This window comes from Cellvibrio sp. ATLC23 (genome assembly GCF_057196725.1).
On record NZ_JBXUOS010000008.1, the window covers coordinates 37,584 to 62,575 of the forward strand.

Genomic DNA, 24,992 nt, shown 5'->3' on the forward strand with positions numbered 1-24,992 from the left:
AAAATCTCTCTGGAGAAAATATGCAAGAATCAAATAGAAGTGTATTCCGCCAAGGCATTGTGTTTGGCTTTGGATTGATAATTCCTTTAAGTCTTCTTTTCATTGGCTACAACATATTAACATTTGTGTTAGCAAACCGTGAATATACCGAGCCAGAAAGCTACTCATATTCATCAATGGAAGAAGATCTAATTAAAACTATTGAAATCCTGAGCTTCAAAGATGTAAAGGACGAAAATTTTGTCATGGTTCTGGGAAGCATAAAAAATACTGGAACGAAAAAAGTAAGTTCAGTAAAGATCGAGGCAGAGTTCTTTAATAGCGATGGGGATTTCGTCTACGAGGAAGCCGTATATATCAGCAAAAAGATTTCCCCAAACGAAACTGAAAATTTTGCAATTAAATGCGGATGCGCCAATAGAAAATTTCCTGAATATAGCGATGTAGTTGTTCGTGTGGTCAGCGCTAGCAGCTATTAATCGACCAACCAGCCTTTACTCAAAGCCTCCACCCTTTCCAAATCATACATGCGCAGCGCATTAATTAAGTGTTGATGCCGCTGCCGCCCCAGTTGTTCGGCACTTAAGTCACTGATGATTTTTTTACTGAGTGTCATATTGCCACTTGCAGCCACAGCAGCTAATTCCTGCAACACCGGCTTGATAGAATTTAAATCGACATCGGCATCATTAGTCTCGTTAACTTCCACCACCGCCTCCCTTTCTCCATCAAAACTCACCTGCGCATACTGCTGCAGGGCTTTGAAAACATCATCGAAAGCATAGGGTTTGCCGATAAATTCCTGAAATCCCTGCGCAAGATAATAACTACGCTCATGCTCCAGACTGGACGCAGATACCGCTACTATCGGCGTATTGTTGTAATTAGGCAGCGCGCGCAAGCGGCGAAACATTTCCAAGCCATTTAAATAGGGCATGCGAATATCGGTAAACACTATATCGAACTGTTGCGCTTGGCACATAGCGAGCCCTTCGCGGCCATCGTGTGCGGCGTAAGTTTCGCAGCCAATTTGTTGTAATAGATCGACTAAAATTTCGCAGCTCGCTTGATCGTCTTCTACTACTAATACTTTGCACTGGGTACCCAGTTGTAAGCGCTGATTTTGGTATTGTGTATCGCGCGAATCCAAGATGACATTTTCACTGACCAAGGGCAAACGCAAATGTGCGAGAGTTCCCTGGCCGAGAATACTGGAGAGTTGCAAACTGCCACCCATGCCTTCCGCCAAGTGACGGGAAAGCGTGAGGCCAAGACCGGTTCCGCCGGCATCTTCACCTGCTTGCCCCTGTTTAAACGCGGCAAATAGTTGCGCCAGCTCTTCTTCGGAAATACCCGGGCCAGTATCGCCAATCACAAATTCCACTTCACCGGCAAGATACGCCACATACAAACTCACACTGCCTTGCGGAGTAAATTTAATCGCGTTGCCCAATAGGTTTAATAAAATCTGGCCGATTTTTTGGCGGTCGCCTTTCACGATATAGGGGTCAGGCATATCGACTTGGGTAATTAAATTTAACCCTTTATTCTGCGCGCGCTCCGCCATTATCGCTTGAATATCAGCAACTTCCTGATGCAAATCAAAGTACTCTTTGCGCAGATTGAGCACACCCGATTCAATTTTTGACAGATCCAATACATCGTTAATCAAACCTAACAAACGCTGGCTTGCACTTAAAATTAATTGCAAACGCTCGCGCTGATTGCCGGTAAATTTTTCGTCGCGCATCAGCAATTGGGTATAACCCAATACTGCATTAAGTGGGGTGCGGATCTCATGGCTCATATTGGCGAGAAAGCGGCTTTTGGCACGGGTTGCTTCTTCAGCCGCTTCTTTTGCCAGCGACAATTGTTTTTCAGCATCTTTTTGTGCCGAAATATCGCGCCCGATTCCAAGAATTCCCACCGCATCGCCCTGCTCATCACGCACGGCAACTTTTAAGGTGTCGAGCAAATATTGCGCTTGATTATTGACACTGATTAATTGTTCGTAGCGGTGTAACTCGTTTGTTTTTAATGCCTGTTGATCATTGTGGCGGAAAAAATCCGCCAGCTCTCGCGTCACTAACTGATCTTCAGTTTTGCCAATAATGTTGTCTTCTGTCTGCCCCAGCATATTGGCGAACGCTTTGTTGCAACTGATATACACACCGTCAAGATTTTTAAACCAAATCGGATCGGGAATATTGTCGAGCAAACTGCGCAAATGCTGTTCGCGTGCCCGCAAAGTTATTTGTGACGACTGCAATTGCTCTTGCGTTTGCTGGCGCTGCACCACCTCATTGAGCAGCCAGTCATTCGCTTTGCGCAGTGCTTGGGTATGCGATAAAACCTCATCTTCCAAACGTTTTTGATTTTCGCGCAGCAATTCATCGTGCTGCTGGCGCGTGCGAATATAGGCCGTTAACAAACCAATTAAGCTCAGGCCCAATGCCAAGGCCGATACTTGCAGCCAACTGGGTTGATACCACAGGCGTGGATCGAGTTGCGCGCCGAGCGTCATTTCATGAGCTGCTTTAGCTAGCCGTTGCGCCTCATTGTGTTCGATGTAACCCAAGGCCGATACCAGAAAAAAAACCAACCCAACACCGGCACTTAACAAAATAAACGCTTGTGTATCGGTATTTTGACGAACCCGAGGAATCAGTAGCCACGCAAACAGTGCGGTAAATACCAACATGCCAATACTGTCGCCCATCCACCAAAAGGCCCAGGTTTTTCCCAATTCCGCACCAGATACTATGCCCACATAATGCAGCGTATAAATACCAACACCGGAGGAAATCACTGCGCAACAAAAAATGCTGGCGATAAAAATTAATGTGCGGCGCAAGTTCACCAATAAATTGCTACTCAATACCCCGCGATTAATACGTGTGATTAACAGTGCCTGTAATACCGCAGCGGCGCCGATGATCGCAGCAGCACACCATGAGGTGTAACTGCGCCCGATCGCCTCATCAAAATGCAACCATTGGGTGGCCAGTAGCGCGCCAATAAATACGCCCGGCAAAACGCGCAAACCAAATGATAAAAAACCAAATAATGCTAAACCCGCCGCTGGCCAAACCAATGACACTTGCGAGGTCAGCGAACTCCAGTCCATACCGAATTTGACTAATAAAAAATAAGCCACTGCAAAACTCAGGTTCAGCAGTGGCAATTTAATAAAAAGATGCAGAGATTTACGAGAGAGTAGCGGCACGGATAATTTACCTTGTGCAGATTAGCTCAGGCATTTTTCCAGCGCCTGATAATTCATTTCTTCCGGGCGATGATGGTAATAACCCTGCCCCCAACTGACGCCCAGCTTGTGCAATTGAGTGGCAACCTCCTCGGTTTCGACAAACTCGGCAATGACTTCTTTGTCCAGTGAGGTCGCCATCTCGGCAATCGACTTCACCATCGCATAATGCGCCGGATCCGTATCCATATCGCGCACAAAAATTCCGTCGATTTTTATTTTGTCGAATGCCAGCTGATGCAAATAAGCGTAAGAAGCAAAACCGCTACCAAAATCATCTAACGCAAAATGGCAGCCCAACTCGCGCAGTGTTTGCATAAACTGCCGCGCCGAATCGACATTGACAATGGCTTGAGTTTCTGTGATTTCGAAACAGAATTTATGCGCGGGCAAATTCAAATTATTAAAGGTATTGATAATAAATTGTGCGAACTGCGATTCGCGAATCGAAATAGCCGATAAATTAATCGAGACCAAATCCAAACGCTCTAACAAGGCAGGATGCTGGGCAAATAAATTCAGCGTGTGACCAATAATCCACTTGTCCAACTCAGGAATTAAATGCAACCGTTCGGCTGGACCGATAAATTCACCGGGCGAAATCATTCGCTGATTGGGTGCATCCCACAATCGAATCAACACTTCCAGACGATACTGCGGCTGGGCGACACCGATACTCGCCGGTAGGAACTCAATCATCTGGAAATAAGCGCGGAACAACTGACTGTGTATTGCATCCACCAAGCGTGAAGCCCAGTTGATATTGTCTTTGTGCAGATCACTGCGTTTGGCCGCATCTTCGTAACTGAAAATACCGCCGCGCGCCTCGCGCTTGGCAACAAAAATTACCTCATCGGCGGCGAGCATCACCTGATCGTAACTCACCATGACGCGGGTGAGTGGCACAGTGGCAATCGATGCTGCCAGTTTGAATTGGCGATCTTCCCATTGGAAATTAAATTGCTCCAGGTGTTTCAAAATATTGTTCGCCAACGCCAAGCCTTTATCGCCCTCATCACAAAATGTGACTACCGCAAAACGGTCGCCGCCGAGCCGCGCAAAAAAATCATTGCGTGCTAATAACCCGGCGATGCTATCGGCAAACTGGCGCAAGAGTTCATCGCCGGCGATACAGCCACAGCTTTCATTAATCAAACGGAAACGGTCGATATCAATTAATAAAAATGAGGCGTTGATATCCTGCATTTGAATACGTGCCAGTAATTCAGAGACGTGAGCCTCAAGGGCGTTGCGGTTGTGCAGACGGGTAACAAAATCGTGGGTAGCGAGGTAGTTGAGGCGGTCTTGCATATAACGCCGCTCGTTAATTTCCTCGCGCAATTGGCGGTTGGCGATGGTCAACTCGGCAGTGCGTTCGCGCACCTTACCTTCCAGTTCGCGGTTAAATGATTTCAGCTCTGTCATCATCATTTGCCGCTCGAGCTGGTGGCGCACCCGGGAGCGCACCTCGTCGGCATTAATCGGCTTGGTGATGTAGTCGGCGCCGCCGACACGAAAGCCCTGACTGATATCGTCGGCGCGGGCAGTGACAAAAACAATCGGAATTTCAGTGGTGGCCAGTTCGGCCTTGAGGCGGGTACAGACTTCAAAGCCGTTCATATCCGGCATCATCACATCAAGCAAGATTAAATCCGGCAAGCGCCGTGCCGCCAGCTCCAGCGCGCGCTCACCCGAAGTAGCGACAATCAATTGGCAGTCCAAATCTTCCAGAATGCCACTAAGAACATCCAGATTTTCCGGGGTATCATCAACTAGCAGGATACGCGTCGAACTCGACATAACAATAAAGTCCTTAACTATTGTGTCATCGGATAATAGCAGACCAGAAAAGAATAGCTACGCGCCCTTTATGAAGATTTGTTAGGGGCAGAGGGGAATATTTAAAGCGAGGACATAAGCACCGCAGGGTTTGACCTAACAAACCCCAGGTTGCAAGCAAATCGACAAATTAGCGCCTAAACCACAAGGCCAATAGACCAATCGCCGCCAATACAATGGTTGAAGGTGATACATCTGTGACAATCCAATCGCGCAGTACCGCTGAGCCTTGGGTGTCTTGATAGAAGAAGTATCCGGCCGCCGCGAAGGCAACCAGGGCGATCAATTTACGCCGACCGCGATGTTGCTGCAGATTGCGCTGTGCCATATCGGATTCCAGCGCATCGAGTTTTTGTGCAATCAGCGGTAATTGTTGCAAGCTGTTAAAAATCAAATCCGGCACCTGCGGGAATTTTTCCATCCACTCGGGCGCGTAGCGTTTGAGTTCACCCCACAAGGATTTGGGGTGGAAACGATTTTTCAGCCAGCGCTCCAAAAACGGGTGAGCAGTCGCCCACAAATCCAAGTCGGGGTACAACTGGCGGCCAAGGCCTTCAATATTAAGTAATGTTTTTTGCAGCAATACTAATTGTGGCTGCACTTCCATATCAAACCGGCGCGCGGTGCGGAATAAACTTAAGAGCACATTGGCGAAGGAAATTTCTTTTAACGGCTTTTCAAAAATCGGTTCACATACGGTGCGAATCGCCGCTTCTAACTCTTCTACCCGCACAGTGTTGGGCACCCAACCACTTTGCACATGCAACTCGGCCACTTGGCGATAATCGCGGCGGAACATAGCGAGCAGGTTGCGCGCTAAATAGTATTGGTCTTCGCGGGTGAGTGAACCAACAATCGCCATATCCACCGCAATGTACTGGGGCATTTGCGGATTTTTAGTCGCGACAAAAATATTGCCCGGGTGCATATCTGCGTGGAAAAAATTGTGCTCAAACACTTGGGTGAAAAAAATCTCTACCCCGCGCTCGGCTAGTTTTTTCAAATCGGTATTTTGCGCATTAAGTGCGGCCATATTGGTGACGGGAATACCGTAGATACGCTCCATCACTAATACATTGCTGCGGGTGTAGTCCCAGTAAATTTCCGGCACATAGAGCAGTGACGAATTTAAGAAGTTGCGGCGCAATTGTGATGCGTTGGCCGCTTCGCGCTGCAGATCTAACTCATCAAAAATCGTCGTGCGGTAATCTTCAACAATTTCGACCGGATGCAAGCGCTTGCCATCGACCGTACTGTTTTCTACCCAGCGCGCCACCAGCAGCAGCAATTCCACATCCTGGGCGATAATTTTTTCAATGCCGGGGCGAATGACTTTAATGACTACATCGCGGCCATTTTTTAATACGGCGGTGTGAACTTGCGCGACCGAGGCCGATGCCAAGGGGGCATGCTCATAGCTCGCAAAAATATCGCCGACTTTTGCACCCAGTGAGGTTTCCACAATGCGCCGAAATTCATCGTTGGCAAACGGTGCGACGTTATCTTGCAGATGATTTAATTCCTGCACTATATCGTCGGGGATTAAATCCGGGCGCGTGGACAGCAGTTGGCCAAACTTTACAAAGATGGGGCCGAGATCTTCACAGGCACGACGCAGACATTCACCGCGCGACATTTTTTCACCAGTGGCTGTACGGGGCTGCGGAAACAACTTAAAGAAAAACACCAATGCGCACGCCGCAAAAGGAATATTGGCAGGCAGCAATTGATCCAAACGATAGCGGGCAAAGACGCGCAGGATTTTTAATAAACGGAAAAAAACGATCACAGATTTTATTTCTCTTTAATGGTTTTGCTATTAATGATCGCTTCAACACGCGCGGCGGCGCGATCTACTGCCAAACGCACGTCATCCACCTGACGATAAAAATCTTCCAACTCGGGTTTGCCCGGCAGGGTTTTTAATTCTTCGGTCAGGAATTCGCTGGTGAGCCGCTGGGCGCTTTGGGCGCGATCTTTCACCCAGCCGAATTTGGCGCGAATCACTTGTGCCGCTTGGTGGCCGATAATATCGCCGGTGAATTGGCTGAGCATTTCTTCCCAGTCGATATCGAGATTTTTCATCAACCGCTGCAAATCGGCGAGCAGAGTTAAATCGCCCATCACCGTTACACCGCTGTCTTTTAAGTTATGCACTTCTTTTTGCCCAAGCTGCGCCAAGGCCAACAGCGAGCCGGTGATGCGGGTATCCACATCACCCTCCCAATTACCCATCAAACGCAGCTCATCGTCCATCGGCATCACAAATACAGTGATGGCGGGCGCAGTGATCTGCAGCGCGAGAATTTTGCCTTCCAACTGCGCAAGACCGATGCGCGTGGCTGGGTCATAACGCAGCGCGGTGTTGAGCATTTTTTCCGCGCTGGCGAGGGCGGCAATGGAAAAGGTATTGGCCATTAAGGTTTGATGCCTTTGTGCAGCGCGACTATGCCGCCGGTCATATTGTGGAATTCGGTGCGCACAAAACCGGCGTTGTCCATCATGTCTTTCAGAGTTTGCTGATCGGGGTGCATACGAATCGATTCGGCGAGGTAGCGGTAGCTCTCGGCATCGTTAGTCACCAGCTTGCCCATAAACGGCAGCACTTTAAAGGAATAGGTGTCGTAAATTTTGCTGAGAATTTCGCTCTGTGGTTTGGAGAACTCCAGCACCAATAGACGGCCGCCCGGTTTAAGCACACGCTGCATGGAGCGCAGTGCCAGGTCTTTGTCGGTCACGTTGCGCAGGCCAAAGGCGATGGTGATGCAATCGAAGGTGTTATCGGGGAAGGGTAAGTATTGCGCATCGCACTGGGCGAAGTTGATATTGCCGGCAATGCCGCGATCAGTCAGGCGGTCGCGACCTACACCGAGCATGGAAGCGTTGATATCGGCCAACACCACTTGTCCGTTGGCGCCGACCAGCTTGGCGAACTGATAACTTAAGTCGCCGGTGCCGCCGGCGATATCCAGTACTTTGTGCCCGGCGCGCACGCCCGAGGCTTCAATGGTGAAACGCTTCCATAGGCGATGTACGCCCCCCGACATCAAATCATTCATCACATCGTATTTGGCGGCGACTGAGTGAAAGACCTCGGCGACACGTTCGGCTTTTTCTTCAACCGGAACTTCCTGAAAGCCAAAGTGGGTGGTTTTTTTATCGTTCATAGTGGAATCCAAAGGCTGGCAACCCAAGCGGGCAGGGTGGCCGCATTGTACTGACATTGTGCGGCTATTGCACCGCCGCACCGACACAGAAAGCCTGTCTGCAGGCCAACGGAAAATTTTGGTAGTTTTTCGAACCTCATTGCGTAAAATCCCCACCGCTACAGTTAACCCTCATTTTCAACTGTGCGGAAGGAAGAACACACTTATGCGCAGCATTGGTTTTATTATCGCGTGCCTTTTTTTAACAACTGCCTGCCAAGCAAACAGCCTTAAACCTTTTACCACCGACGGCTGTTCGCTGTGGATTGACGGCACACCGGAACAGCCCAATCTCTGGCGCCACTGTTGTGTTGCCCACGATCTGGACTATTGGAAAGGCGGCAGCGAAGCGGAGCGCAAAGCGTCCGATGAGCGCATTCAAGCCTGTGTCAAAGAAGCACAAGGTTCCGGTATGGCCAATTACATTTATAGCAATGTGCGCTGGGGCGGCAGCCCTTATTGGATGAACAATTACCGCTGGGGTTATGGTTGGGATTATTTCGATGGTGTTTGGCCGCGCGGCTATAAAGTACCCACAGCGGAAGAGCAACAGTTAATCGATAAAGCCATGCCCGCCGCACTCAAGGTGATAGCGGAGGATGCGATTCAACATCCTACCAAGGTTAACTAATTGATACCTAACGCAAACAGCCCGTCTAATTACCCTTGTTACAGTGCCCTAGCGCACCATATTTAAACCATCAGAGTGCTTGAATAGACAGAGTCTGGATGCCGCGCTTCGCGATAAAAATATGTTTGAAAACCGCTAACTAGATTACAATCGCGCTCCCAGTTGTTTACCTGGGAGCAGTTTGGATTTGTAACAGCGACTGGTATTCTTGGTCTACCCTCCCGGTGGGCCAACCAGACGATTCATACCACCCAGAGGCGGTCACGTCGGCAAGTGTTAACTCCAGCCAACTTATTTATTGGAGACCCCATGAAATTTCGCTTTCCCATCGTCATCATCGACGAAGACTTTCGCTCCGAGAACACCTCGGGTTTAGGCATACGCGCCCTTGCGGACGCTATCGAAAAAGAAAGCTGGGAGGTAGTTGGTGTTACCAGCTACGGTGACCTGTCGCAATTCGCGCAGCAGCAATCGCGCGCCTCGGCGTTTATTTTGTCAATCGACGATGAAGAGTTCGGCAGCGGCTCGCTTGAAGAGACCGACCACGCACTCAAATCCCTGCGCGCCTTCGTGGAAGAGATTCGCTATAAAAACGCCGACATCCCGATTTATTTGTACGGCGAAACCCGCACCTCGCGCCATATTCCCAACAATATCCTGCGCGAGCTGCACGGCTTTATTCATATGTTCGAAGATACGCCGGAATTTGTGGCGCGCCATATTATCCGCGAAGCCAAATCTTACCTCGATGGCTTGGCGCCACCGTTTTTCCGCGCGCTGGTGCACTACGCGCAAGACGGCTCCTACTCCTGGCACTGCCCCGGTCACTCCGGCGGCGTAGCGTTTTTGAAATCACCTATCGGACAGATGTTCCACCAATTCTTTGGTGAAAATATGCTGCGCGCCGACGTGTGTAACGCAGTGGAAGAACTCGGCCAGTTGCTCGACCACACCGGCCCTATCGCCGCGTCTGAACGCAATGCCGCACGTATTTTTAACGCCGATCACTGCTACTTCGTCACCAACGGCACCTCAACCTCCAACAAAATGGTGTGGCACTCCACCGTGGCGCCGGGCGATATTGTGGTAGTTGACCGCAACTGCCATAAATCGATTCTGCACTCGATCATCATGACCGGCGCGATTCCCGTGTTCCTCATGCCAACGCGCAACAACCTCGGCATTATCGGCCCGATTCCGCTGGAAGAGTTCACCCCGGAGAGCATCGCGCGCAAAATCGAAGCTAACCCCTTCGCGCGCGAAGCGGTCAACAAAAAACCGCGCATCCTCACCATTACCCAATCGACTTACGATGGTGTGGTGTACAACGTTGAAACCTTGAAAAATATGCTCGACGGCAAAATCGATACGCTCCATTTCGATGAAGCCTGGCTGCCCCACGCGACTTTCCACCAGTTCTACAAAGACATGCACGCGATTGGCAAAGACCGCCCGCGCGCGAAAGAGTCGATGATTTTCTCTACCCAATCCACGCACAAATTGCTCGCGGGCTTATCGCAGGCATCGCAAGTGCTGGTGCGCGAATCGGAAAAAGTAAAACTGGATCAGGATGCGTTCAACGAAGCCTATTTGATGCACACCTCCACTTCGCCGCAGTATTCGATTATCGCCTCCTGCGATATTGCCGCGGCGATGATGGAAGCACCCGGCGGTCATGCACTGGTAGAAGAATCCATTTTTGAAGCACTGGATTTCCGCCGCGCGATGAAAAAAGTGGACGAGGAGTGGGGTCAGGATTGGTGGTTCCAGGTTTGGGGGCCAGATGAGTTTGCCGAAGAAGGCATTGGCACCCGTGAAGATTGGATTCTGCGCAGCGACGACAACTGGCACGGCTTCGGCAAATTGGCGCCGAACTTCAACATGCTCGACCCGATCAAAGCCACCATCGTCAACCCCGGCCTGCGCGTGAATGGTCAATTTGATGAAACCGGTATTCCGGCGTCGATTGTGACCAAATACCTCGCCGAAAACGGCGTCATCATCGAGAAGTGCGGCCTTTATTCGTTCTTTATCATGTTCACCATCGGCATCACCAAAGGCCGCTGGAATACATTGGTAGCCGCGCTGCAACAATTTAAAGATGACTACGACAAAAACCAGCCGATGTGGCGCATCATGCCCGAGTTTGCACAAGCGAACCCACGCTACGAGCGCATGGGCCTGCGCGATTTGTGCCAGCAGATTCACGATTTCTACAAGGCTTATGACGTAGCGCGTTTGACCACGGAAATGTATTTGTCGGATATGCAACCGGCGATGAAACCTTCCGATGCCTTTGCCAAAATGGCGCACCGCGAAATCGAGCGTGTACCTATCGATCAACTCGAAGGCCGCATCACCTCGATTTTGTTAACGCCTTATCCGCCGGGTATTCCGCTGTTAATTCCAGGTGAGCGTTTTAACAAAACCATCGTCGATTATTTGAAATTCGCGCGCGACTTCAACGAGAAGTTCCCCGGCTTCGAAACCGACGTACACGGCTTGGTGAAACGCGAAGTAAACGGCAAACGAGATTATTACGTTGACTGTGTAAAGCAATAAAACCGCAAATTTCTTGCTGACCCGATGGCGAATGTGTGAAAAACACCTTCGCCATTTTTTCATAAAAGCGCCAAACTCTAGCAAGGCACAAGCACACACAGATTAAGAGGAAGGCTGGATGATAATCGTGAGAAAAAACACTATCGCCAAGCGCTCAAAGATGCAGTGAAATGACTGACCAACCCATCTCCCTAACACCCACACCTACCGGCTACACCGATTGGCTAATTGAGCTGAAATCCCGTATCCACAGCGCCCAGCAGGGCGCTGCGCTGGCAGTCAATCGCGAATTGGTTTTACTGTACTGGCAGATCGGGCGTGATATTTTGGCGCGACAGGCCGAACAGGGCTGGGGAGCCAAGGTGATTGAGCGTTTGGCGCATGATTTACGCGCGGCCTTTCCAGAGATGAAAGGGTTTTCGCCGCGCAATCTCAAATACATGCGTGCCTTTGCTGAAGCTTGGCCGGAAGCTGAATTTGTGCAAGCGGTGCTTGCACAATTGCCTTGGTACCACCAGTTGGCTCTGCTGGACAAATTATCCAGCTCAACTGAGCGGGGTTGGTATGCCGCTAAAGCCATAGAACACAACTGGTCGCGCAATGTGTTAGTCATGCAAATCGAAACCCGCTTGCATGAACGCAGTGGCGCAGCAGTTACCAACTTCAAGGCAAGCTTACCCAAGCCACAGTCCGATCTCGCGCTTGAATCCCTAAAAGACCCTTATCGCTTCGATTTTTTGGGGCTGACCGAGGAAGCGCAAGAACGGGATGTCGAGCAGACACTGGTGAAACACGTCACCGAGTTTTTACTGGAACTGGGAGCGGGTTTTGCGTTTGTCGGGCGACAAGTGCTGTTGGATGTGGGCGGCGATGAGTTTTTCATCGACTTGCTGTTTTATCACCTCAAGCTGCGCTGCTATGTGGTGATTGAACTCAAGGCTGGCAAATTCAAACCCAAGCATTTGGGCCAGCTTGGGTTTTACCTCACCGCAGTGGATCGCCAAATTAAAAATGAACAAGACAACCCTACGATTGGCCTTTTGTTATGCAAAAGCAAAAACAAAGTTGTGGCTGAATATGCATTGGGCGATAAAACCCAGCCCATGGGCATTGCCGAGTACAAATTGCTTGAATCACTGCCCGCCGAATTACAAACCAGCCTGCCCAGTATTGAACAGATCGAAAACGAACTAGGTGGTATCGAATTATGAGTAAAGCTGTTCGCTATCGACCAGCATTTGAAGCACCTGGCGACAAAGAAACTCATTAAAGCCACTCCGGCTGAAACAATTTCAAAACCAATCACAACCAAACAGGGAAATATTATGCGTGTTCATTGGTCTTCATGGTGTGCCATTGCATTGTTGAGTTTACTGCTCGGCGCTTGCGACAAACCAACCCCCGGGCAAGATTCCAAACCAGCCAACGAAGCTGCAGAAAAAGCGGAGGTGATTACGCCGAGTTGGGAAGCGCATATTGCGGATTACCCCAAGCGCTGGATTGCCGCTGAAGCACCTATGTACATTCGTTTTACCCACCCGGTCATTAGCGCTGCCGAAGTGAATACCGCGTTTGACCCCAAACAGATTTCACTCGATACCAAAACCCCAGTCAATCTCACCTTTACCTCCACCACTGAATTGCGCATCGCGCCGATTGAGCGGCTGCCTAACGATACAAAAATTCGTATTCGTCTGCGCGCCAAAGGTCTGGAGGGAATTGAAGACTCACTCGACGATTTTGAATTTACGGTGCGCACCATCAAACAGGATTTTGATTTACGCGTGAATAGCTTGAGCGTGCAGGAAGAGGATGAAGACCTGATGCAACTCAGCGGCGCCATCACAACAGCTGACACCGCCAATTTGGATGCAATAAAAAAAGTGTTAAGTATTCAAGTCAATGGCGATGCCACCAATGCAGTTTGGACACAAGAGCTGGACGGCAAAACCCATTCATTTTTAGTTACCGATATTCAGCGCGGTGATGCAACCGGCAATATTCATTTGCAGTGGGATGGCGCTGCGCTAGGTTCAACCGATAAGGGCGCGCGGGATTTGGAAATTCCCGCGCAAAAAGCGTTTCAAATTACCGGTGTGCAAGTCATTCGCAAACCCAATACCGCGATTGAAATTCAATTTTCCGATGAACTCGACAGCACCCAAAATCTCAGCGGCTTGGTGACCCTCGCCGGTAAAACCGTCAATGCGGTGGTAGACGGCAGCGTGCTGCGCTACACCCCGGAAGAATTGGATTCCGGCGAATTGGAATTAGTGGTCAGCGGCAGTGTCAACAGCAAAAAATACAAAAGCCTCGGCAATGATTACCAACAAAAGATTGTGCTGAATTTAGTAAAACCATTGGTGCGTTTTGTCGGCAACACATCAATTCTGCCACCGGCCAGCCAAATTTCTGTGCCCTTTGAAGCAGCAGGGGTGGATTCAGTACAAGTCATCGCCTTTAAAGTATTTGCCAATAATGTCGGCCAATATTTACAGGATTATCAACTCACCGCCGCAACCGCAGCAGAAGATACCGGGCGTTATTTGTGGCGTAAAACCTATCGTCTGCCGGAAATTCCTCGCGGCGGTGTTGAGCGTTTTAATTTGGATTTATCGGAATTGATGGCGCAGCATCCCGACGGATTGATTCGTTTGGAATTGCGTATCGACCGCAGCAATTCTATTTACACTTGTGAGCAGCCGCGCCCCACTGAACCTGTCGCAAAAATGCCCGAAAGTTCCGACGGCGAAAATTATTACGACCGTGTTGAAGCACCGGCTTGGTATCAACAATATTATCAATCGCGCGGTTATTACAATTACAGCGAGCGCAATAATCCCTGCGACGATACCTATTATTACTACGGCGATGAAGTTGCCTCTGCGCGCAATTTTCTGGTGTCCAATATTGGTTTAATGGCCAAACGTGGCGATGGCAATCAGCTGCATGTGATCAGCACCGAACTCAGCAGCGCCCAACCCATGAGCGGAGCTGAGATCACCGCGTACAATTATCAACGCCAACCGATTGGCCAAGGCACCACCGATAATTACGGCATGGTGCAAATCACTACCGACGGCGTGCCGTTTTATTTGGAAGCGCGCAAGCGCAAACAAATTGGTTACTTGCGTGTGCGTACCAGCGAAGCCTTGCCTACTAATCAATTTGATGTGAGCGGTGAACATATCAAAGGCGGCTTAAAAGGTTTTCTTTACGGCGAGCGCGATGTGTGGCGCCCGGGCGACGATATTTTTCTCACCTTTATCCTGGAAGATAAAACCCAACAACTACCGGCGAATCACCCGGTCACTTTGGATTTGTTTGACCCGAGCGGCAAAAAAGTTGTCAGCCAAACCAATGTGCAGCCGGTTAATGATTTTTATACGTTTAACTTAAAAACCGAAGAAACCGCGCCGACCGGAAATTATCGCGCCGTGGTACATGTGGGCAATCGTTACTTCGATCAACTATTAAAAATCGAAATGGTGGTGCCCAATCGCATCAAGGTAGATTTAACTCCCGCCGAAACACCGCTGCGCATTGGCAATATGCCAACGCAAGTCACGCTCTTTGCACAATGGTTGCAGGGCGCAACGGCCAAAAATTTAAAAGCCGATTCCGAATTAAAATTGAGTTCACGCAAATCCGTGTTTGCCGGTTTTGAGCAATTTAATTTTGATGACCCGGTGCGCAGTTTTTCTGGCAGCACACAAAAAGTATTTGATGGAAAATTAGATGAAACCGGCAACGCCAGTTTTCCCGTCAATGTGAGTTTGTCATCGCCCCCGCCGGGCAAACTGACTGCATCTTTCATGACCCGCGTGTTTGAAGAGAGCGGCAACTTCAGCACAATTTTGCGCCCATACGAATTGCTGCCGTTTGACAGTTGGGTCGGCATTAATATTCCCAAGGGCAGTGGCTATATGGATGCGATTAGCCGCGACGAAGATCACCCGGTACTTATTCAAACTCTAAATAGCCAAGGCAAAGCCGAAGCGCAACGCAGCGTTGAAGTGAGTGTGTATGCAATCGGCTGGCGCTGGTGGTGGGATGAAGAGAGTGAAAACCTCGCGGAATATTTTAGTAACTCATCGCATCGCGCAGTAACAACCGAAATTCTGGTGAGCGATAACAATGGCCGCATCAATTGGAAACTGGAAAAAAATCAATACGATTGGGGTCGCCATATTATTCGTGTGTGTGATCTGGATGCGGGTGAAGAGGGGCACTGCGCTGGCGAAGTGGTTTATTTAGGCTGGAGTTATAACTCATCGGCCAATGCCGATTCCGCCACCCAATTAATGCTCTCCACCGACAAAGAAAAATACAGCGTTGGCGATATTGCCAAAGTACGTTTACCCAAGGCGCGTGAAGGTCGCATTTTATTGAGCATTGAAAATGGCAGCCAGGTATTGGAATCGCGCTGGTTGGATTTGCAACCGGGTCAAACTGAAATAGATATTCCAATCACCCAAGCCATGGCACCTAATGTTTATGCAAACGTCGCCTTGTTATTACCGCATCAAGAGCGTGTTGCCGATGCACCGATGCGTTTGTACGGCATAGTGCCACTGCTGGTAGAAGACCCTGCCACACGTTTAATTCCACAATTAGATGTGCCGGAAAAAGTGCGCCCCGAATCTGAATTTGTAATTAAAGTCAGCGAACAAAATCAACGTGCAATGACGTACACCCTGGCGATGGTGGATGAAGGTCTGCTCGGCCTCACCAATTTCCACGCGCCGGATGCCCACGATTATTTTTACAAACGCGAAGCACTCGGTGTGCGCACCTGGGATTTATTTGATCAAGTAGTTGGTGGTTACGGTGCATCACTCGAACGCGTATTGGCCATCGGTGGTTCCGATGCTGCGCTGGAAGCGGAACGCAAACGCCGCGAGCGCCGTTTTCCACCGGTAGTAAAATTCCTCGGTGCCTTTGAATTAAAAGCCGGTGAAATCCGCGAACATAAAATTACCTTGCCACCCTATATGGGTGCAGTGCGGGTAATGTTGGTAAGTGGCGATACCGCCTCCCTTTCGCAACAGCAAGCGGGTAAAAAGAAAACCGAAGCGATTAGTGCCTACGGCAGCATTGAAAAAACTGTCACAGTCACGCAACCGGTCACTCTCTTTGCCACCTTGCCCCGTGTACTCGGCCCGGGTGAATCAGTGAATTTGCCGGTGAATGTATTTGTCAGCGAAGCCAATATTCGCGATGTGGAAATTTCTGTTGAAGCCAATGAAATTTTCACCGTAGAAAAAGGCAGTGCCACACTCAGTTTTAATGAACCGGGTGATGCCATCGCGAGTTTACAACTCAAAGTGAATGATCGCATCGGAAAAGGCCATGTAAAAATTACTGCGCGCTCGGGTGATGAGTCTGCCACGCAAGAAATTTACATCGACTCACGCGCCGCAAATTCACCAACTACGGTTTGGGAATCCAAATTATTGCAACCGAGCGAGACCTGGAAATCAACGCTGCAACAAAACGGCATGATCGGCACCAACCAAGCGAGCCTTGAAGTGAGCACGTTACCGCCGCTCAACCTTGAACAGCGTTTGGAATATTTAATCGGTTATCCACATGGTTGTATTGAGCAAACAACTTCCGCTGTTTTCCCGCAATTGCGTTTGGCAAAACTGGTGAATTTAACTGAATCACAGCAGGTGGAAATTGAAAACAATATTAAAGCCGGCATTAAACGCCTCAGCAGTTTCCAACACGCCAGCGGTGGTTTTTCTTACTGGCCGGGTGATGGTTATGTGAATGAATGGGCATCGAGTTACGCGGGGCATTTTTTATTGGAAGCAAAACGCGCTGGTTATTCCGTGCCAAAAACCTTGCTCAACAATTGGATCAAGTATCAGGCAAGCGCAGCGCGTAATCCGCAAATTAACGGCAATTATTACGACGAAGTGGTATTGGCTTATCGTCTCTATACACTTGCACTGGCAGATAAAGCTGAATTGCCTGCGATGAACCGTTTGCGCGAAACCATGAAAAATAATGCCAATAACAAACGGCAAGATTACCGCATGCCCGCGCGCTGGTTACTCGCTATGGCCTATCAACATGTGGGTTTAAAAGATGCCGCGCAAGATGTGCTGGGCGAAATCTCCAACAGCGTGCCGGTTTATGCCGATGCCGGTTATACCTACGGCTCGGATATGCGCGACCGCGGTTTGTTGTTGGCAACATTAGTCAGTGTCAATGCCGATAAAGATTTGACCTGGCAAGTAGCGGAACAAGTTGCCAAAGATTTATCCGGCGAAGGTTGGTATTCCACCCAAAGTATCGCGTGGGCGCTATTGGCCATGAGTGAATTTTCGGCGGCGAATGTGAGCAGCAACGGAGTGAAATTTGCCTACTCGCAATCAGGCGGACAAGCGGGGGAAAGTAGTTGGCTTACACAGGCCAGTAATAATGCATTTTTCCGCACTGCCATTAATAATCCGCAAGTGAGTGTGCGTAACGATCACGACAAACCTATCCGCGTATTAGTAAGCAATCGCGGCATTCCTGCCAATTTACTGGAAGAACCGAGTAACGATGGCTTAGCGATGACAGTGGATTTTTTAACGCTGGATAACAAACGAATCAGCGTTGAACAATTACCCCAAGGGCAAGATTTTGTTGCAGAAGTCACCATCACCGGCGAGTTCGATAAATTGCTCACCCGCAATATTGAAAACATCGCCCTCACCGCCGTAGTGCCGAGCGGTTGGCAAATCCGCAACGAACGCCTCGAAGGCGCACAAATGCCCAAAGGCATAGACTACATGGACATCCGCGACGACCGCGTACTCGCCTACTTCAGCTTATGGCGCGACTACTACTGGAACTATCGCTACCAAGACCGCAACCAAACCAGCGTCACGCTACGCATAATTTTAAACGCGAGTTATGCCGGAAAATTTTATCTGCCCGGCTGGCACACCAGTGCTATGTACAATGAAAAAATACATGCGAAGACCAAGGGGTATTGGGTAGAGGTTGGGGCGAAGTAATTTGGCTTTAGCGCTCTAGCTACATGATGCTAGAGAGCTTTTCGCAGCCAGTTGATTACAGAATCGCTCTCTAATAACTTATTATTTATGTGGGTTAGAAATGAATCGAGATGACGTCAAGGTAAATACATATGCATCTTATGATGATTTTTGTGCGGAATATGGACTACCTAAACCACATAGAGTTGAATTTGATCGAACAAAAATAGACCGAACCCAACTCGATGTATTGAAAAACTACTTCACCAATCTCTGCTTGGACCTTACGATTTATAAAGACCTTTTTACTAACACTGAATCGGCAGTAATTTTGAACGAATTTAACTCTTTAATATTTTCACGTATCCAAAAAGCTTATGTGGAAAAAATATGCTTGGGCATCGCTTGCTTATTAGACCCTGCTGAAACAGGTAAAGGTAAAGTTGAACGTAGAAATAGAAACCTATCCCTTGAACAGATAATTAATCAAAGCCAATGTAATGAGTTAATTGAAAAATTAGTAGCGCTTCGAAAGATATATACAGAAACAGGTATTATGATGTGGCGGAATAAAGTTTTGGCACATAATGATTTGAGCACATTAATGGGAGATAGCCCCTTAGAACTCAATTTCGGAAGCGATGATATAGAGCATATTATTGAGTTAGTCCAAGAAATTTTTGATGCTATTGGTGATCCTCAAACTCAGACTGATATCAACATTGTTCTTCCATATGAAAAAGATGGTTCATCATTTACGAGAAAATTAAAAATCGCAAATGAGGCAAGAAAAACCTAGGTGTTGCGGTTCATTCCTCACCAGCAACCTACGATGCACTCTGTAGGTTGCTGGTGAAATTACAAACATGAAAACAATAAATTAAAATCTAAAGTTTGCTTGTACGCCGACGATATTCACATCTGCATCAAAACTTCCTTCAACTCGATGTCCGGTTTGTGCATCAATATTATTGATAGTTGCTTCATCTACTTTGATGTGACTGTAGGCAAGGTCAATTGATGTATTGGGTGAAAACTCATAATTGAAACCGGCACTAAACCAGATGCGATCCTGATCGGGAATGCGCGGGTTGGTTAGCATCGGATCTTTCTGCGGTGCTTCATCTATTGCAATGCCGAAACGCCATGTCCATGGCAAATTTGATTGATGCGTAAAACCAAGGGCATAACGCATGGTGTCATCGTACTGCAGTTCCAAGGTGTTGATCGTAAGATTATTATTGCGGTTGATCACATCAACATTTTGAATATTGCTCCATTCGGTCCATGCGATATCACCATGAATCCACCACGCATCATTTAATTGATGGGAACCACTCAGCGTAACTGTATCCGGCAGATGCAAATGTGCTTGTGCATCACCGGCCACTGCATCTAAGGATGCAGCGCAAACTGTGCCGGTAGTTGGTGCGGATGGAGCGCCGGTAGGAAGACCTGCGCCGGGACTACACAATGAATTCAAGGAAAATGTTGCATCACCGGTTAAATCAAATTCGCCCCCTTGCCGCCAAACCAAACCAAAATGGGTTTGATTTGTGGGCGCATAATAGACACTAACATCTGCCGCAAAACTATCATCGTCGCCGGTAATTTTCGCACTGCTATCCGTAGCAGGCGATGGATTGACGCCGAGGGTTGAATCGAATTGGCTTTCAAGTGTGACTTCAGCGCGCTGATAATTAATGCCCAATCCCAACGACAAAGTATCGGTAAGTGCATAGGCAGCCACCGCGTTGATATTTACCACCTGCAATTCACTGTGTGTCGCTAAATACCGGCCACTCCATTCATCATCATATTTACTGGCTAAACCAAAAGGCGCATTGACACCAAAACCCAATGAAAGACGCTCAGAAACTGGATGCACATAATAAATATTAGGTATGTAACCAATCTCATCAGTTTTACCGGCGACACCATTGGTATTGGAATTTTTATTGTTGAACGTAGCTTGAGTGAAAATACTATTTCCACCTAATGTCAGCGTCGGATTATCTAATTCGATAATGCTCGCCGGATTGAAAAAAACATTACTCGCGTCAACCACTTCTGAAGCAGTACCGGAAAATGCTTTACCAAGATGCGCAGGACTTTGTTCAAGTATAAAAAACGAAGAGGCAAATGTATTTGCAGACAGTAGAGAAATGGAACCAAATAATGCAGCAGACCATATGAATTTGCCCGACGATCGGACAAGGCGAGCGACAAGCGACTTTATTAATTTTTTATTACTGGCCATAAATCCCCTCCTTAATTTACGCTGGTTTTCGATTATTTTCAGATTTTAGGGTGGGATAAAGATAGGGTATGTACGCTAAAACCCAAAATTGTGAGGAAATCAGGCAGGATGCTGCAAACATAGAGCAAAACTAGCCACCCATTCACCCTCAGCCCAACTTTGCGCGCCCCCTAATCACAACCGCTCTCATTCTCACCCCTTTAAGGTGACGATTCAGACGCCATTGATAACGCTTCTCATTATTGCTACTATTCGCAACTTATCATATCCACCACCGCATCGCATTCAAATACCTCCGCTATAGGAATAGTCCATGTATTGCTTTACTCGCCCCGCCAGTCTGCTATTGACCTGCAGCGCTCTCTTGCCAAGCTTTGGATTTGCTGCAAACCCCGTTGAAGAAGTTTATGTCAGCGCCAGCCGGACCGAGCGTCCGCTGAGTACGATTCCCAATACGGTGACGGTAATTAATACCGCCGAGCTGGAGCAGCAGCTGTCGATTCAGGACGATTTGTCTACGGTGCTGGGTAATTTGATTCCCGGTTTTTCCCCCAGTCGCCAGAAGATGACCAATGCCGGTGAGACGCTGCGCGGGCGCAAGCCGCTGTATATGATCGATGGTGTGCCGCAATCCAACCCGCTGCGCGACGGCGGGCGCGAAGGCAATACCATCGACCCGGCCGTATTGGAGCGGGTAGAAGTATTGCACGGTGCCAATGCGATTCACGGTTTGGGGGCGTCGGGTGGGGTTATTAACCTGATCACCAAAAAACCGGCGGCCAAACTGGAGCAGAGCCTTAGGTTGTCTACCGGTTTCCAAACGGAAGACGTGGGCGAGAGCGCGGATTACGGGCTGACCTACAGCCTTTCTAATCGCATTGGCAATGCTGATGTGATCGCCAGTATCAGCTTGCGCGATAGCGGCGTCGCCTACGATGGCAAAGGCCAAATCATCGGTGCCGACAATACTCAGGGCGATACGATGGATTCACAATCCTGGAATGGTTTTGTGAAAACCGGTTATGACTGGGATGATCAGCGCATCGAGTTAATGGTTAACCGTTACGAAGTTGAAAACAAAAACAATTGGGTATCGGTGCGCGGCGATGCCTCGGAAGGCATTCCGAGCAGTGCAGTGAAAGGCGATATTACTGGCGAGGGCGCGAGCAACAAAGTCACCGCAATCAGCCTCAACTATACCAATGACGATTTCCTCGGCCACAAATTGCGCGTGCAGGGTTTCAGCCAGGATTTTGCGGGCACTTACGGCGCTGAAGCTGTGCCACTTGCGACCTTTCAAGATCCCGCCTACGGCCCCAACCTGATCGATCAATCGCAAAACAATTCTGAAAAGCTCGGCGCAAAAATTACACTGGTAAAAAATCAGCTGGGTAATTTGCCCGTCAATCTGGTTTACGGAATCGATTTGATTCAAGACGAAACCTGGCAAGAATTAATCCAGACCGGTCGCGCCTGGGTTCCGCCCAGTGAATACCAAAATACTGCTCCTTATATGCAAGCCGAATTTACCGGCATCGATAAACTCACCCTGACCACCGGTGTGCGCTACGAAAAATCCAAACTCAACGTAGATGACTTCACCACGCTGGCCTCGTATGGCAGCCGCTTTGTTGAAGGCGGTTCGCCGGAGTTTTCTGAAACTCTGTACAACTACGGCGGCACCTATCAAATCACCAGCGCTTGGCGAGTATTTGCCAATTACGCCGAAGCCTTTTCTATGCCCGATGTAGGGCGCGTATTGCGCGGCATCAACCAACCCAACCAAAGCGTGGATAGCTTTTTGGATGTAACGCCCATCCTCACCGAGAGCACTGAGTTTGGTGTGGAATTTAAAACCAGTGATGTCACTGCGCAGTTAAGTTACTACACATCCGCTTCCGATTTTGGCGAGCGTTTGCAACGCAATGCCGATGGTATTTACAGCGTACAACGCGAAAAAACCGAGATTGATGGAATCGAATTCAGCAGTTCATGGGCAGCGACCGATGTGGATTTATTCGGCCTGCGTTACGCCGAGGCTACTGGCCGTTACGATTCCAATAAAGATGGTCGCGTCGATTCAGATTTGGGCGGCACCAATATTTCACCCGACCGTATTAATTTGAGCTGGGATCGCACTTGGTCAAATACGTTGGATACACGCCTGCAAGCGAATTATTTGTTTGATCGCGAAGTGAAAAACAGCAGCGGCGCAATTACCAATCGTTTCAACGGTTACACCACTTTTGATTTGAGTGCGACTCTAGCCGCGTTTGATGGCACCATAAGTTTCGCGGTGCAAAACATCACCGACGAATATTATTTCACTTACTACTCGCAGAGCAGCCCGAACGATATCCGCAATTTCACCGGCATGGGGCGCAGCTTTAATCTGGGTTACAATCGCCGCTTTTAAGCAGCGCACCTACGATTTATGCCAAACACCAAAAAACGCCGTCACCCACCCCGCGCTAACCTGCTGCTCAGCTGGCACAGGTGGTGCGGGTTAGTCGCACTTGTTTTTTTATTGGTGGCGGCGTTGAGCGGCAGCCTGCTAGTTTATAAGCAAGCGCTGATTAAACTTATCATTACCCCCCATGCGCAATTTTCTGATGACTATAAAATTGCGCAGATGGCTGCGCAACTTGATCAGATTGCGCAGCGCATTGAAACGGATGCGAGCGGTTATTTAATTAAAGCGCCTAATCCCGACGAACCTTATTGGACGCTCACACGCGATGCGGATCGTCAGGTGCAATTATTAGCTCTGGATTCGCTAGAGCCTTATCAACACAATTTGGGGCTATTGCAGGTACTGTCATTTTTTAGAGAATTGCACACCGAATTATTTACTGGTGTTTTCGGTGAAGCGATTTTATTGTTCAGCGGAGTATTGGGTTTAGCGCTTTGCATTACTGGCGTGATTTTATGGTGGCCGACCAAACGCAGTTTTCGCTGGCACTGGGTAGTGCCGCGCAGAATAAAATTATCCTACTTGATGCATTATCATCGTCACGCGGGAACTTTAACCACGCCGATACTGCTGATTATTTTATTAACCGGCAGCATTATGCTGTGGCAAAAATTAACTGGGCCGATTCTTACTGCGCTGCCAACTACACAACTTTCCAACGCGCTTGCTACGCCGATTAATGCCACACCCGCACAATTATTATTGCGGGCTCAGCAACAATTTCCCGATGCCTGGCCAACCTATATTCGCTTGGCCACGCCTGCTAATCCTGCTGCCAATTTTCGCTTTCGTTTGCCCGGTGAGTGGCATAGCAACGGGCGCACATCGGTAAAAATAGATTTCATCACTGGCGATTTAAATCTCAGTGTCCGCTCCGATCAGGCGCCTTGGCAACATCAACTCATTAATCAAAATTATCCACTGCATTCCGGTTATGGTATGAATCCGGTTTACCGTTTTTTCATCCTCTGCGGTGGCATTGCGCTCTTTTGGTTAAGCCTTACCGGCGGTTGGAGTTATCTGCGGCGCGCATTGCAGTGATACTCATATGACCACATTTACAAACGTAACCGAAATCGCAAACACCAAACCCGACGATTTTATCGCCCCTGTGTGCACCGATGATATACACATTATATTTCAGGACGAGCATATTTTATTGATCGACAAACCCAGCGGCTTGTTAAGTTTATCGGGCAAAAATCCACTCAATAAAGATTCGGTGCATTTTCGTTTGGTGCAGGATTTTCCTACGGCGACACTGGTTCATAGGCTCGATTTCGCTACATCGGGGATTATGCTGGTGGTACTGAATAAACAGGTGAATGCAGAGCTAACCAAACAATTTCAGGCAGGCACTATTACTAAAACTTACAGCGCTATTTTGCACGGCTGTGTGGTACAAGACAGCGGTGTTATTGAATTTCCCATCGCCAAAGACCCGCCGAATTTTCCGTTGCAAAAAATTTGTTTTGTAACGGGGAAACATGCACTGACGCGATACACGGTGGTCGAGCGGAGTCCATCACCCCCACGCACGCGAGTTTTGTTTACGCCCATTTCTGGCCGCACACATCAATTGCGCATTCACAGCCGCGAATTTGGCCACCCAATTTTAGGTTGCGATTTGTATAAAAATAATGAATCCCAGGCAATGGCACCGCGTTTATTGTTACATGCTACGACGATTGAATTTACGCATCCGATAACGGGTGAAAGAATCTGCACAACAAGTCCCTGCCCCTTTTGATTTTTCTACCT

The 24,992-nt window shown here is 48.6% G+C and carries 15 protein-coding genes; 9 read left to right on the top strand and 6 right to left on the bottom strand.

Going from position 1 to position 24,992, the window contains the following annotated elements; all coding sequences use genetic code 11:
* Positions 1 to 20: 20 nt before the first annotated feature.
* Positions 21 to 479 (top strand): FxLYD domain-containing protein, encoded by a 459-nt coding sequence (locus AC2CG4_RS13520; protein ID WP_484486763.1) that lies wholly within the window; start codon positions 21 to 23, stop codon positions 477 to 479.
* Here AC2CG4_RS13520 and AC2CG4_RS13525 read toward each other — a convergent pair.
* The 5 genes from AC2CG4_RS13525 to ubiE form a co-directional block, all read right to left on the bottom strand.
* Entirely contained in the window at positions 476 to 3,226 is a 2,751-nt protein-coding gene (locus tag AC2CG4_RS13525; RefSeq protein WP_484486764.1) for a hybrid sensor histidine kinase/response regulator, read from the bottom strand. The genes AC2CG4_RS13520 and AC2CG4_RS13525 overlap by 4 nt on opposite strands.
* Before the next feature lie 21 nt (positions 3,227 to 3,247).
* The gene (locus tag AC2CG4_RS13530) at positions 3,248 to 5,065 is read right to left on the bottom strand and encodes a putative bifunctional diguanylate cyclase/phosphodiesterase (protein WP_484486765.1); all 1,818 of its coding nucleotides are present in this window, start codon (positions 5,063 to 5,065) and stop codon (positions 3,248 to 3,250) included.
* A 169-nt stretch (positions 5,066 to 5,234) separates the two neighbouring features.
* The gene (gene ubiB, locus AC2CG4_RS13535) at positions 5,235 to 6,893 is read right to left on the bottom strand and encodes a ubiquinone biosynthesis regulatory protein kinase UbiB (RefSeq protein WP_484486766.1); all 1,659 of its coding nucleotides are present in this window, start codon (positions 6,891 to 6,893) and stop codon (positions 5,235 to 5,237) included.
* 5 nt (positions 6,894 to 6,898) lie between these two features.
* On the bottom strand, positions 6,899 to 7,522 hold the full coding sequence (locus AC2CG4_RS13540) for a ubiquinone biosynthesis accessory factor UbiJ (RefSeq protein WP_484486767.1): 624 nt from the start codon (positions 7,520 to 7,522) through the stop codon (positions 6,899 to 6,901).
* The gene (gene ubiE / locus AC2CG4_RS13545) at positions 7,522 to 8,271 is read right to left on the bottom strand and encodes a bifunctional demethylmenaquinone methyltransferase/2-methoxy-6-polyprenyl-1,4-benzoquinol methylase UbiE (RefSeq protein ID WP_484486768.1); all 750 of its coding nucleotides are present in this window, start codon (positions 8,269 to 8,271) and stop codon (positions 7,522 to 7,524) included. The genes AC2CG4_RS13540 and ubiE overlap by 1 nt, the downstream gene beginning before the upstream one ends.
* A gap of 205 nt (positions 8,272 to 8,476) precedes the next feature.
* On the opposite strand from ubiE, the gene AC2CG4_RS13550 reads away from it, so the two are divergent.
* From AC2CG4_RS13550 to AC2CG4_RS13570, 5 genes are all read left to right on the top strand, one after another.
* Complete coding sequence (locus AC2CG4_RS13550) at positions 8,477 to 8,941, top strand: helicase (protein WP_484486769.1); 465 nt, start codon at positions 8,477 to 8,479, stop codon at positions 8,939 to 8,941.
* Positions 8,942 to 9,250: 309 nt separating this feature from the next.
* Positions 9,251 to 11,503, top strand: a complete 2,253-nt coding sequence (locus AC2CG4_RS13555) for an Orn/Lys/Arg family decarboxylase (RefSeq protein WP_484486770.1) — start codon at positions 9,251 to 9,253, stop codon at positions 11,501 to 11,503.
* Between the two features lie 170 nt (positions 11,504 to 11,673).
* On the top strand, positions 11,674 to 12,714 hold the full coding sequence (locus AC2CG4_RS13560) for a PDDEXK nuclease domain-containing protein (RefSeq protein ID WP_484486771.1): 1,041 nt from the start codon (positions 11,674 to 11,676) through the stop codon (positions 12,712 to 12,714).
* A gap of 114 nt (positions 12,715 to 12,828) precedes the next feature.
* Positions 12,829 to 18,519: an alpha-2-macroglobulin family protein gene (locus AC2CG4_RS13565; protein ID WP_484486772.1), complete on the top strand. Its 5,691-nt coding sequence runs from the start codon at positions 12,829 to 12,831 to the stop codon at positions 18,517 to 18,519.
* Positions 18,520 to 18,619: 100 nt separating this feature from the next.
* The gene (locus tag AC2CG4_RS13570; RefSeq protein WP_484486773.1) at positions 18,620 to 19,297 is read left to right on the top strand and encodes an AbiU2 domain-containing protein; all 678 of its coding nucleotides are present in this window, start codon (positions 18,620 to 18,622) and stop codon (positions 19,295 to 19,297) included.
* 81 nt (positions 19,298 to 19,378) lie between these two features.
* Here the strand turns inward: AC2CG4_RS13570 and AC2CG4_RS13575 are convergent, their stop codons facing one another.
* Positions 19,379 to 20,758, bottom strand: a complete 1,380-nt coding sequence (locus tag AC2CG4_RS13575) for an OmpP1/FadL family transporter (protein WP_484486774.1) — start codon at positions 20,756 to 20,758, stop codon at positions 19,379 to 19,381.
* 313 nt (positions 20,759 to 21,071) lie between these two features.
* Between AC2CG4_RS13575 and AC2CG4_RS13580 the strand changes: the two genes are divergently transcribed.
* The 3 genes from AC2CG4_RS13580 to AC2CG4_RS13590 are packed head-to-tail and all read left to right on the top strand — an operon-like array spanning position 21,072 to position 24,981.
* A complete protein-coding gene (locus tag AC2CG4_RS13580) occupies positions 21,072 to 23,174 on the top strand; it encodes a TonB-dependent receptor (protein WP_484486775.1) in 2,103 nt (700 codons plus the stop codon).
* An 18-nt stretch (positions 23,175 to 23,192) separates the two neighbouring features.
* Positions 23,193 to 24,272, top strand: a complete 1,080-nt coding sequence (locus AC2CG4_RS13585; RefSeq protein WP_484486776.1) for a PepSY-associated TM helix domain-containing protein — start codon at positions 23,193 to 23,195, stop codon at positions 24,270 to 24,272.
* A 7-nt stretch (positions 24,273 to 24,279) separates the two neighbouring features.
* Positions 24,280 to 24,981 (top strand): pseudouridine synthase, encoded by a 702-nt coding sequence (locus AC2CG4_RS13590; protein WP_484486777.1) that lies wholly within the window; start codon positions 24,280 to 24,282, stop codon positions 24,979 to 24,981.
* Positions 24,982 to 24,992: the final 11 nt, after the last annotated feature.

Excerpts from the sequence above, each read along its gene's own strand:
- AC2CG4_RS13540 (WP_484486767.1), bottom strand. The coding sequence starts at position 7,522 with ATGGCCAATACCTTTTCCATTGCCGCCCTCGCCAGCGCGGAAAAAATG.
- AC2CG4_RS13555 (WP_484486770.1), top strand. The coding sequence starts at position 9,251 with ATGAAATTTCGCTTTCCCATCGTCATCATCGACGAAGACTTTCGCTCC.
- AC2CG4_RS13560 (WP_484486771.1), top strand. The coding sequence starts at position 11,674 with ATGACTGACCAACCCATCTCCCTAACACCCACACCTACCGGCTACACC.
- AC2CG4_RS13550 (WP_484486769.1), top strand. The coding sequence starts at position 8,477 with ATGCGCAGCATTGGTTTTATTATCGCGTGCCTTTTTTTAACAACTGCC.
- AC2CG4_RS13520 (WP_484486763.1), top strand. The coding sequence starts at position 21 with ATGCAAGAATCAAATAGAAGTGTATTCCGCCAAGGCATTGTGTTTGGC.
- AC2CG4_RS13570 (WP_484486773.1), top strand. The coding sequence starts at position 18,620 with ATGAATCGAGATGACGTCAAGGTAAATACATATGCATCTTATGATGAT.
- AC2CG4_RS13590 (WP_484486777.1), top strand. The coding sequence starts at position 24,280 with ATGACCACATTTACAAACGTAACCGAAATCGCAAACACCAAACCCGAC.
- ubiE (WP_484486768.1), bottom strand. The coding sequence starts at position 8,271 with ATGAACGATAAAAAAACCACCCACTTTGGCTTTCAGGAAGTTCCGGTT.
- AC2CG4_RS13580 (WP_484486775.1), top strand. The coding sequence starts at position 21,072 with ATGTATTGCTTTACTCGCCCCGCCAGTCTGCTATTGACCTGCAGCGCT.
- AC2CG4_RS13530 (WP_484486765.1), bottom strand. The coding sequence starts at position 5,065 with ATGTCGAGTTCGACGCGTATCCTGCTAGTTGATGATACCCCGGAAAAT.
- AC2CG4_RS13565 (WP_484486772.1), top strand. The coding sequence starts at position 12,829 with ATGCGTGTTCATTGGTCTTCATGGTGTGCCATTGCATTGTTGAGTTTA.
- AC2CG4_RS13585 (WP_484486776.1), top strand. The coding sequence starts at position 23,193 with ATGCCAAACACCAAAAAACGCCGTCACCCACCCCGCGCTAACCTGCTG.
- AC2CG4_RS13575 (WP_484486774.1), bottom strand. The coding sequence starts at position 20,758 with ATGGCCAGTAATAAAAAATTAATAAAGTCGCTTGTCGCTCGCCTTGTC.